The following is a 10,031-nucleotide window of genomic DNA, read 5'->3' as shown; positions in this document are numbered from 1 at the left end:
AAAGTAAAAACGTTTAAAATATTTTCAACAACCTATCGAAATCGACGCAAACGGTTTGGATTACGAATGAATTTGATTACTGGCATTATCAATCGTGAACTAGGATTCTAGTTTCGCAGGAAGTCTAATAATAGAAATAAAATTATCTAAAAATACTGATTTTTGTGGTATTAGTATTCCATTTATATCCGAAATATTTTCCGGTATTGACCGTGCAACAGTTAACTTTAACTTAGATTCTATACTTTCACTCCATCCTACACCATTTGTCTGGAAAACTTCTTTCATTCTGTCAGACCATTTCTTATTATTATTTTTAAATTCCTTACATTGTAAGTTACTTATCCCAAATTCTTGTCTGATAGATTCTTCGTAAACATCTATTCTTAAGCAATCTTCAAATTCAGACTCTCTTAAACCTGTTGCCATTACTATTCTAATTTGACTTTCCTTTAAAAGATTTTTTTCTATAGCTTTTTTCTTGGCATCAAGTCCTGCTTTATCATTATCAACAAGCACAACATATTTACACAAATTTTGAGTTAAATTATATAATTCGCTAGGAAGTTTAGAAGCTCCTCCTAGAGGTTTTATTACTAATTGATTACTATCCAATTTACTCTTGATTAAATCGCTCTTTACCGGTAATATTTTTTGAAGAGCAATTTTATCATCCTCGCCTTCAACAACAATAACATACCGTGCATTTGATAAATTATCAGATGGAAGAATTCCCAAAATATTACGAATCTCAGTAATGTTCTTTGCAACCTTAGCTTTACCAGAATCAACAATTATATTTGACATTATATGATTTTGTTGCACAAATAATGGATTATGTGTGGTTATAATCACCTGATTTTTCTCAGAAAGTCCCTGTAAAACTTGAAGTAAAGTGTGTATTGCACCAGAATGTAAATGCGATTCCGGTTCTTCAATAGCAACAATTGAAGCACCTGTTTTTGAATCTCTATCTTTTAAAATTGCTAGAGTTGCTAAACTCTTAATTCCATCGCCTTTATACGAGATACTAGTTTTGACCCCATCATCAATTTGAATATCAACTGACCTACCAAAAGGTCCGTAATATCCTTGTGATTTATTTGCTGTAATTTCAAAACTTTGAAAATTAGGGATGAACTCACTCAGTGATGGACTGACTCTATCTGATAATTCCTTAAAAAGTTTATTTTCAATATCATTTATTTTATCTATAGCATTTGTGTATTCCTGATCAAATGCTAAAACACGTAATTCGGTACGTATTACACGTTGAAGAATATCCAGTGCTTGATCTTCTGTTCTAACAGCGGGGATATAATTAATATTAATTTTTTGAGAAATAAATTCTGTTATTTGAGAAGCTTTAGAATTATAAGTATTACTTCCCCTCTTCGGGACAGACAATTTTGGCCTATTTGTTTTACCAATTTTTAACACAATATCTATTATCTCATTACCATTTAAACGAGTTTTTTTCTTAAATTCTTTCTTTTCTTCTTCATTTAACTCAAACTGTAATCGAAAAATCGAATCAAGACCACGTGTTCTTTTTTGATGCTGAATAGGAAAATCTCGCTCCCAATCATATAAATTACGAGTTGGCTTTAAGTAATTTATTGATGCAATAATAGACATAGATGTGTCTATGGCTCTAAGTAAATTAGATTTACCCTCATTATTTTTTCCAACTAGTACTGTAAAGTCACCCAATGAAACTGTAGCATTAGTTATACTGCGATAATTAGTTACAGAGAATTTTTTTAATAACATAATCTATTTCTTTCTACATATCACTTTTTATTTATTATACCAAATTATGCCAAAAAACACGGCATTTCACCGTGTTTCTGTGTTTATTTCACCAACTTCTTCATCTCATCAATCCGTGATACGGTCGCATCGTACTTAGCTTGGTAGTCGGCTTGTTTGTCGCGTTCTTTTTGGACGACTTCTGGTTTGGCATTGGCTACGAAGCGTTCGTTAGAGAGTTTCTTACCTACCATGTCCAGTTCTTTTTGCCATTTAGCTAGTTCCTTATCGAGACGAGCCAGCTCTTCTTCGACATTGAGGAGGTCTGCCAGTGGCAAGTAGATTTCTGCTCCTGTGATGACGCTTGACATAGCGAGTTCAGGTGCAGGGATGTTTGATGCGATTTCCAAGTGTTCTGGATTTGTGAAGCGTTTGATGTAGTTGACATTGCTGTTAAAGAAGGCTTCCAAGTCGCTATCGCTTGTCTTCACGAGAATGGTGATAGGCTTGCTTGGAGCAACGTTTACTTCCGCACGCGCATTCCGAACAGCACGGATCAAGTCTTTGAGGCTTTCCACACCAGTGTGGGCAGCGAGGTCTTCAAAGGCTGGGTTGACAGTTGGGTATTCTGCTGTAACGATAGAGCCTTCTGAGATTTGACCAAAGATTTCCTCTGTCACGAACGGCATGATTGGGTGAAGGAGACGAAGGATCTTGTCCAAAGTATAAAGGAGAACAGAACGTGTGATGACTTTATCTTCTTCGTTATCGCTATAAAGGACTTCCTTAGTCAACTCAACGTACCAGTCTGCAAACTCGTCCCAGATGAAGTTGTAGAGGATGTGTCCAGCCACACCAAACTCAAACTTGTCAAAGTTGGCAGTAGCTTTTCCGATAGTTTCATTGAGGTTGTGGAGAATCCAGCGGTCTGTGACATTTCCAGCTTCCTTGTTAACAACTTTTTCTACATTGGCAGTTGCTTGCTCAAGGGTCAAGCCTTCATTGTTCATGAGGATGTAGCGAGAGATGTTCCAGATCTTGTTAATGAAGTTCCAAGAAGCATCCATTTTCTCGTAAGAGAAGCGCACGTCTTGGCCTGGTGCAGATCCATTTGAAAGGAACCAACGAAGGGCATCGGCACCGTATTTCTCGATAACATCCATTGGATCAATCCCGTTACCAAGAGATTTCGACATCTTGCGTCCTTGCTCGTCACGAATGAGACCGTGGATAAGCACATTTTGGAATGGCTGACGGCCAGTGAATTCCAAAGATTGGAAGATCATACGAGACACCCAGAAGAAGATGATGTCGTAACCTGTTACCAAGGTTGAAGTTGGGAAGTAACGTTTGAAGTCTTCTGAGTCCACATCAGGCCAGCCCATAGTTGAGAATGGCCAAAGGGCAGAACTGAACCAAGTATCCAAGACGTCTTCGTCCTGAGTCCATCCGTCACCTTCTGGGGCTTCTTCACCGACGTACATTTCACCCTCAGCATTGTACCAAGCAGGGATTTGGTGACCCCACCAGAGTTGACGAGAGATTACCCAATCATGGACGTTTTCCATCCATTGAAGGAAGGTATCGTTGAAACGAGGTGGGTAGAATTCTACCTTGTCGTCTGTGTCTTGATTGGCAATAGCGTTCTTAGCCAATTGGTCCATCTTGACGAACCATTGCGTAGACAAGCGTGGCTCAACCACTACACCTGTACGCTCTGAGTGACCAACACTGTGGACACGTTTTTCGATTTTAACAAGGGCACCGATTTCTTCCAACTTAGCAACGACTGCCTTACGGGCTTCAAAACGGTCCATGCCTGCAAATTCGAAGGCCAAGTCATTCATGGTTCCGTCGTCGTTCATGACGTTGACTTGTGGCAAGTTGTGGCGTTGACCAACCAAGAAGTCGTTTGGATCGTGGGCAGGTGTGATTTTCACGACACCAGTACCAAACTCAGGATCCGCGTGCTCGTCTCCAACGATTGGAATCAATTTATTAGCGATAGGAAGGACGACGTTTTTACCGATCAAATCCTTGTAGCGTGGGTCTTCTGGATTGACCGCAATGGCAACGTCCCCAAACATAGTCTCAGGACGAGTGGTCGCAACCTCAAGGGCGCGTGAACCGTCTTCCAGCATGTAGTTCATGTGGTAGAAGGCACCTTCAACGTCCTTATGAATCACCTCGATATCAGAAAGAGCTGTACGAGCTGCTGGGTCCCAGTTGATGATAAACTCACCACGGTAGATCCAACCTTTTTTGTAAAGGTCTACAAAGACCTTGCGAACGGCTTTTGACAAACCTTCGTCAAGCGTGAAACGCTCGCGAGAGTAGTCTACAGAGAGCCCCATTTTGCCCCATTGTTCCTTGATGGTAGTGGCATATTCGTCTTTCCATTCCCAGACTTTGTCAAGGAATTTTTCACGACCAAGATCGTAACGAGTAATGCCCTCACCACGCAAGCGTTCCTCAACCTTAGCCTGAGTCGCAATCCCTGCGTGGTCCATCCCTGGAAGCCAAAGTGTATCAAAACCTTGCATGCGTTTTTGACGGATGATGATATCTTGCAAAGTTGTATCCCAAGCGTGACCAAGGTGAAGTTTCCCAGTTACGTTTGGTGGTGGAATAACGATTGAATAAGGCTTAGCCTTTTGATCTCCTGAAGGCTTGAAAACATCAGCGTCAAGCCATTTTTGGTAACGACCAGCCTCAACCTCGGCTGGATTGTATTTAGGTGAAAGTTCTTTAGACATGTGTTTGTCCTTTCTCTATTGTTTTCATTTTTTCTTGAATCTGCTTTGCAACTTTTTCTGCGGACAGATTCGTATTATCAATTTTAAGGTAGTGGTGAAGACCACTCGGTTGCTTTTGAGAATTAAGTTGATTCGTTTTATCAGTCTCTAAAATTTCTCTTTCAGATACTTCAAAATACCGTTTCAAGGGTTTGTATTTCAACCGATTCTCCGTCCGATTTCTACGTAAGCGCTCCTCAAGAGACGTTTCTAATTCGACAAAAAGAATCTCTTGATGATACTCATTTAACAAATCTTGAATATCCTTCAAATACATCAGATGGTATTGATTTGAAAAATCAGTTACACCTGTTAAAATCACCGACCGATGATATCTAGCACTCGTTTCAAGAAAAGAAAAGTTAATTCTACGAACAAGTTCCCACATTTCCTCTGAAAAATCTTGATAGATTTCGAGTGCAAAATCAATGGGTTGATGGTTGAAAAAGAGAGTCGCACCGGTGAGTTTCGAAAGTTCCTGACCAATGGTCATTTTCCCTGAGGCTGGTGCTCCAATAATGAAAACATGCATCAATCCGCCTCCCACTCACTCTTCAGCAAGCCATATATCAGACTGTCACAGCGGTTTCCTTGAGCATCCTTTCTGTCTCGGATGCGAGCTTCGAGGGTAAATCCAAGCTTCTCAGCGACTCGTTGACTTTGGACATTATGGCCAAAACAAGTTAGTTCAATCTTGTGAAGACCCAAATCTTTAAAGCCTAAGTCGATCAAGGCACGCGCTGCTTCTGGCACATAACCGCGACCCCAATAATCCGGGTGTAAGGTATAGCCAATCTCCAGCACATCGTCTTCGTAGCGACGGGGGAAATCGACAGAACCAATGATTGTATCGGTTCCTTTAACGATAATTCCGTAGCCAGCTGGGAGATTATCCTTTTGATTGCGCTCGGGAAGGATATGTTCTAGGTAATAAATCTCATCTTCCAAGGTTTTGACAGGTGGAAACCCTGCTGGGTAAGAGACTTCTGGACGACTGGCATAGCCAAAGATATCCTCAGCATCCGCCACTGTACGTACTCGTAAGACTAGACACTCGGTTTCGATTCGTTCAGGTAATGTTGCTCTTGTCATCCTTCTTCCTCGCTTTCTTGATGAAGCTTCCCATGGGGTCGACTCGGTCATCCAGATAACGGTAAACGCGCTGATGACCATCCCCCATAAAGTAAGTTGGGGCAAAGCGGTCATTTTTAAAATGCCCTTTATCGTCCAAGTGCTCTGGATCAGCCAGTCGCTCGAGAATTTTGGCAAAGATATGGCAGATGCCATCTTCCTCGATAATCCGATCAACCTGGCAATCCAAAACGACTGGACAAGCCTCCAAAATCGGAGCCTGAGTTCGCTCAGAAATCTCGTAGTCAAGTCCCAGGTGTTTCAACTTTTCCCGATGGCTGATGAAGCCAGCCTGTTCCATCTCAAGCATGAGGTTTTCGTCAGGGATGTTGACAGTGAACTGTTGGTAATGCTTAATCTGGTCAGCTGCATTCTCCTCAGCACCAACACCGATGACCAGCCAATCTCCCAGGCTATAAGAGGAACTGCAGGTTGTGATATTGTGCCCAAAGTTCTGGTCCTGATATCCCAAGATGAAGATTGGAAAACCATAGTAGAGTTTACTGGTGTTAAAAGATTGTTTCATGACAACCTCCTTTGGCTAGGGGTGTAAAAGAAAAATCGCCCCTGTCATCAATCTGACAGGGACGAATATGTTTATCCGCGGTACCACCCAATTTCGGGCCATGCCCGCAACTTTAATCTTCTTGTTTCTCTTTTATGACGGCGTTAGCTCGTCTTGCCGTACTTGAGTACAGCCTGCAACTCGCTGTCTAGTCCTAAAAGGAAACAAAAAGATTTATATTTCAATTATTAATTTAATATCATTAGCAACCAGTTTTGATACATTTGTGGACTTCTCAGCACCGCCACTTTCTGTAAAATGTGGGACTCAAAACACCTCTAATGGCTATATTTTAACAAGTTTTTGACGGAAAAGCAAGGAACAAGAAAGATTACTTGAACTTAATGCCGTTTTCTTTTAATTTCTTGATAGTTGCTGGACCGATTCCTTTCAAGGCAAGGAGTTCTTTTTCTGTCCAGTTTTTGAAGTCAGCTGCAGATTTGATACCTTCATCGTAGAAAGTTTTAGCGCGATCTACTGAAAGTCCACCTAGGTTGGCTGCGAAATCTTCTACAGAAGTAGCAACTTTTTGTGCTTGTTCTTTGGTTGCTTCTACAGTTTTTTCAACCTTTTTAGAGACAGCTTTACCTGCATCGCTTGCTGCTTTTTCAGCGTGTTTCACAACTTTTTTTGTTTCTTCGACAACCTTGTTTACAGTGTTTGAAAATGCACCTGAGCGACGAAGGCTGTTTCTCAATTGTTTTTTACGTTGGAGTGTCTTTGACATGATAAAATCCTTTCAATAAAAAATCCCTGTGGCTGAACAAGGATTGAATCTCTATGGTTTTATTGTATCAACTTTCTTTAGGAATTGCAAGGCTTGATATACTGGAAATATAGGAGATATATGGGAAATTTCGCCGTAGAATGATAGGAAATAATAGAAGAAAAGTGAAAAATATGGTATAATGAAACGATAGATTTTTGAATAGGAATACAATCATGTTTGGATTTTTAAAAAAAGATAAAGCAACAGAAACCCCCACAATGGTGCCAGACCACATCGGTGTGATCATGGATGGGAATGGCCGTTGGGCTAAAAAACGGATGCAGCCACGAGTCTTTGGCCATAAGGCTGGGATGGATGCATTGAGAAAGGTAGCGATTGCTGCTAGTGATATGGGTGTCAAAGCCTTGACGGTCTATGCCTTTTCAACTGAAAACTGGACCCGTCCAGATCAGGAAGTCAAATTTATCATGAACCTGCCAGTTGAATTCTATGATAAGTTTGTTCCTGAATTGCATCAGAAGAACATGAAGATTCAAATGATTGGGGAGACTGATCGTTTGCCGAAGCAGACTTTTGATGCTCTTAAAAAGGCAGAAGAGCTGACCAAGCTAAATACAGGTTTGATTCTCAATTTTGCGCTCAATTATGGTGGACGAGCTGAGATCACCCAAGCGGTCAAGTTGATTGCACAGGATGTTTTAGATGCTAAGATCAATCCTGGTGATATTACCGAGGAATTGATTGGGGAATACCTCTTTACGGGTCATTTGCCAAAAGTATTGCGGGATCCTGACTTGATTATTCGGACTAGTGGGGAGCTTCGTTTGAGTAACTTCTTGCCGTGGCAGGCTGCCTATAGCGAGCTTTATTTCACGGACGTTTTGTGGCCTGACTTTGACGAGGAAGCCTTGAAAGAAGCTATCATCGAGTACAATCGTCGAAACCGTCGCTTTGGAGGAGTTTAGGAGATATTATGATACAGGATTTACAAAAGAGAACCCTTTTTGCTATCTTGGCCTTGGCTATCTTTATCCCAATCTTGGCGATTGGTGGCTTATGGCTCCAGATTGCCATGGGGATTGTGGCTATGTTGGGAGTTCATGAGTTGCTTCGTATGAAGGGGTTAAATACCATGACGCCTGAAGGGCTCTTGACTTTACTAGCAACCTTTTTTCTGACTATTCCTTTGGAAAACTACCTGAAGTTTTTGCCCGTGGATGGGAACGTTGTTGCTTATAGTGTCGTGATTCTCATTTTGCTAGGAGCGACAGTTTTTAGCAAGAACTATACTATTGAAGATGCTGTTTTTCCGATTGCCATGAGTTTTTATGTTGGCTTTGGTTTTAATGCTTTGGTCGATGCTCGTATTGCAGGTTTGGATAAGGCGCTTTTGGGACTGTGTATGGTCTGGGCAACCGATAGTGGTGCTTATCTGGTAGGGATGAAGTTTGGTAAGAGAAAACTAGCTCCGAGAGTTTCCCCTAACAAGACCATAGAGGGTGCTATGGGGGGTATCTTGGCTGCTATGCTAGTGACTTTGATTTTTATGCTAGTTGATAGTACCGTTGCTTTACCTTATGGGATTTACAAAATGATGGTCTTTGCTATTTTCTTTAGTATAGCTGGTCAGTTGGGGGATTTGATCGAAAGTGCTATGAAACGTCACTTTGGTGTCAAAGACTCAGGCAAGTTTATCCCAGGTCATGGTGGGGTACTGGATCGTTTTGATTGCATGCTGGCTGTCTTCCCGATTATGCACCTCTTTGGCTTATTTTAAGGAAAGGTAAATAGAAATTAAATGATAGGATTACTAACATTTATCCTAGTTTTTGGGATTATCGTGGTGGTTCACGAATTCGGGCATTTTTACTTTGCTAAGAAGTCCGGGATTTTAGTTCGTGAATTTGCCATCGGTATGGGTCCCAAAATCTTTGCCCATATCGGAAAAGATGGGACTGCTTATACTATTCGTCTCCTGCCACTGGGTGGTTACGTTCGTATGGCAGGTTGGGGTGAAGATACGACAGAGATTAAGACTGGAACCCCTGCAAGTCTAACATTGGCAGCGGATGGTAAGGTCAAACGTATCAATCTCTCTGGGAAAAAGGTTGACCAGACTGCTTTACCCATGCAGGTCACTCAGTTTGATTTTGAGGATAAACTCTTTATTAGAGGCTTGGTCTTGGAAGAGGAAAAGACTTTCTCAGTTGACCATGATGCAACCATTGTGGAAGCTGATGGAACGGAAGTTCGTATCGCTCCATTAGACGTCCAATATCAAAATGCGACTGTCTGGGGGAAATTGATTACCAACTTTGCAGGTCCTATGAATAACTTTATCCTAGGAGTTATCGTCTTCTGGATTTTGATTTTCATGCAAGGTGGCGTTCGTGATACGCAAACGAACAATTTCAGTATTATTCCAGATAGCGCTTTGGCTAAGGTTGGAGTTGAAAATACGGCCCAAATCACTAAGGTCGGAAGTTATGAGATTTCAAACTGGTCAGATTTGATTCAGGCGGTCGATGCAGAAACCAAGGACAAAACAGCGCCCGTTTTGGATGTGACGGTTTCTGAAAATGGCACTGAAAAACAAGTCAGTGTGACGCCTGAGGAGAGTCAAGGGCGTTATATCTTGGGTGTCCAGCCGAGACTCAAATCAGATATCTGGTCTATGTTTATGGGCGGATTTACAAGTGCAGCTGATTCAGCTTTGCGAATCCTCAATGCTTTGAAGAGTCTGATTTTCCAACCGGATTTGAATAAGCTGGGCGGTCCCGTTGCCATCTTTAAGGCAAGTAGTGATGCTGCTAAAAATGGTCTTGAGAATGTCTTGTTCTTCTTGGCTATAATTTCCATCAATATCGGAATTTTCAACTTGATTCCGATTCCTGCACTAGATGGTGGAAAAATCGTGCTCAACATCCTAGAAGCTATCCGTCGCAAACCACTAAAACAAGAAATTGAAACCTATGTCACTCTGGTCGGAGTTGTCATTATGGTCGTCTTGATGCTCGCCGTGACATGGAACGACATCATGCGTACCTTCTTTTAAGAA

General features: G+C 41.5%; 9 protein-coding genes and 1 pseudogene. 4 read left to right on the top strand and 6 right to left on the bottom strand.

Features of this window, described 5'->3' with window-relative positions:
- Nucleotides 1-111 (top strand): annotated as a pseudogene (locus QM867_RS09260) (IS5/IS1182 family transposase); the annotation flags it as partial.
- On the opposite strand, the gene QM867_RS09255 reads toward QM867_RS09260, so the two are convergent.
- From QM867_RS09255 to QM867_RS09230, 6 genes are all read right to left on the bottom strand, one after another.
- The gene (locus QM867_RS09255; RefSeq protein ID WP_414315625.1) at nt 100-1,773 is read right to left on the bottom strand and encodes an ATP-dependent nuclease; all 1,674 of its coding nucleotides are present in this window, start codon (nt 1,771-1,773) and stop codon (nt 100-102) included. The pseudogene QM867_RS09260 and the gene QM867_RS09255 overlap by 12 nt on opposite strands.
- Before the next feature lie 83 nt (nt 1,774-1,856).
- Nucleotides 1,857-4,508, bottom strand: a complete 2,652-nt coding sequence (locus QM867_RS09250) for a valine--tRNA ligase (RefSeq protein WP_414315624.1) — start codon at nt 4,506-4,508, stop codon at nt 1,857-1,859.
- Nucleotides 4,501-5,079, bottom strand: coding sequence for an AAA family ATPase (locus QM867_RS09245; protein ID WP_281335652.1), 579 nt, complete (start codon nt 5,077-5,079; stop codon nt 4,501-4,503). Before QM867_RS09245 ends, QM867_RS09250 begins: the two co-directional genes overlap by 8 nt.
- Complete coding sequence (locus QM867_RS09240) at nt 5,079-5,639, bottom strand: GNAT family N-acetyltransferase (RefSeq protein WP_414276559.1); 561 nt, start codon at nt 5,637-5,639, stop codon at nt 5,079-5,081. The genes QM867_RS09245 and QM867_RS09240 overlap by 1 nt, the downstream gene beginning before the upstream one ends.
- Nucleotides 5,617-6,204: a flavin reductase family protein gene (locus QM867_RS09235; protein WP_414276558.1), complete on the bottom strand. Its 588-nt coding sequence runs from the start codon at nt 6,202-6,204 to the stop codon at nt 5,617-5,619. Before QM867_RS09235 ends, QM867_RS09240 begins: the two co-directional genes overlap by 23 nt.
- A gap of 370 nt (nt 6,205-6,574) precedes the next feature.
- Nucleotides 6,575-6,970 (bottom strand): helix-hairpin-helix domain-containing protein, encoded by a 396-nt coding sequence (locus tag QM867_RS09230; RefSeq protein ID WP_049509840.1) that lies wholly within the window; start codon nt 6,968-6,970, stop codon nt 6,575-6,577.
- 215 nt (nt 6,971-7,185) lie between these two features.
- Between QM867_RS09230 and QM867_RS09225 the strand changes: the two genes are divergently transcribed.
- The 3 genes from QM867_RS09225 to rseP are packed head-to-tail and all read left to right on the top strand — an operon-like array spanning nt 7,186 to nt 10,028.
- Nucleotides 7,186-7,938, top strand: a complete 753-nt coding sequence (locus QM867_RS09225) for an isoprenyl transferase (protein WP_223338415.1) — start codon at nt 7,186-7,188, stop codon at nt 7,936-7,938.
- Nucleotides 7,939-7,946: 8 nt separating this feature from the next.
- Nucleotides 7,947-8,750, top strand: a complete 804-nt coding sequence (locus QM867_RS09220) for a phosphatidate cytidylyltransferase (protein WP_000613843.1) — start codon at nt 7,947-7,949, stop codon at nt 8,748-8,750.
- Nucleotides 8,751-8,771: 21 nt separating this feature from the next.
- Nucleotides 8,772-10,028, top strand: coding sequence for an RIP metalloprotease RseP (gene rseP / locus QM867_RS09215; RefSeq protein WP_414285184.1), 1,257 nt, complete (start codon nt 8,772-8,774; stop codon nt 10,026-10,028).
- Nucleotides 10,029-10,031 lie beyond the last annotated feature (3 nt).

It is taken from the genome of Streptococcus infantis, assembly GCF_047463635.1.
Classification (GTDB): domain Bacteria; phylum Bacillota; class Bacilli; order Lactobacillales; family Streptococcaceae; genus Streptococcus; species Streptococcus infantis_W.
The sequence above is the reverse complement of the archived record's forward strand: the minus strand, read 5'-3'. Positions and strand labels throughout refer to the sequence as shown.

What these genes read in the sequence shown, in the direction of transcription:
- QM867_RS09235 (WP_414276558.1), bottom strand. Translation starts at nt 6,204, where the DNA reads ATGAAACAATCTTTTAACACCAGTAAACTCTACTATGGTTTTCCAATC.
- QM867_RS09230 (WP_049509840.1), bottom strand. Translation starts at nt 6,970, where the DNA reads ATGTCAAAGACACTCCAACGTAAAAAACAATTGAGAAACAGCCTTCGT.
- QM867_RS09225 (WP_223338415.1), top strand. Translation starts at nt 7,186, where the DNA reads ATGTTTGGATTTTTAAAAAAAGATAAAGCAACAGAAACCCCCACAATG.
- QM867_RS09245 (WP_281335652.1), bottom strand. Translation starts at nt 5,079, where the DNA reads ATGCATGTTTTCATTATTGGAGCACCAGCCTCAGGGAAAATGACCATT.
- QM867_RS09220 (WP_000613843.1), top strand. Translation starts at nt 7,947, where the DNA reads ATGATACAGGATTTACAAAAGAGAACCCTTTTTGCTATCTTGGCCTTG.
- rseP (WP_414285184.1), top strand. Translation starts at nt 8,772, where the DNA reads ATGATAGGATTACTAACATTTATCCTAGTTTTTGGGATTATCGTGGTG.
- QM867_RS09255 (WP_414315625.1), bottom strand. Translation starts at nt 1,773, where the DNA reads ATGTTATTAAAAAAATTCTCTGTAACTAATTATCGCAGTATAACTAAT.
- QM867_RS09240 (WP_414276559.1), bottom strand. Translation starts at nt 5,639, where the DNA reads ATGACAAGAGCAACATTACCTGAACGAATCGAAACCGAGTGTCTAGTC.
- QM867_RS09250 (WP_414315624.1), bottom strand. Translation starts at nt 4,508, where the DNA reads ATGTCTAAAGAACTTTCACCTAAATACAATCCAGCCGAGGTTGAGGCT.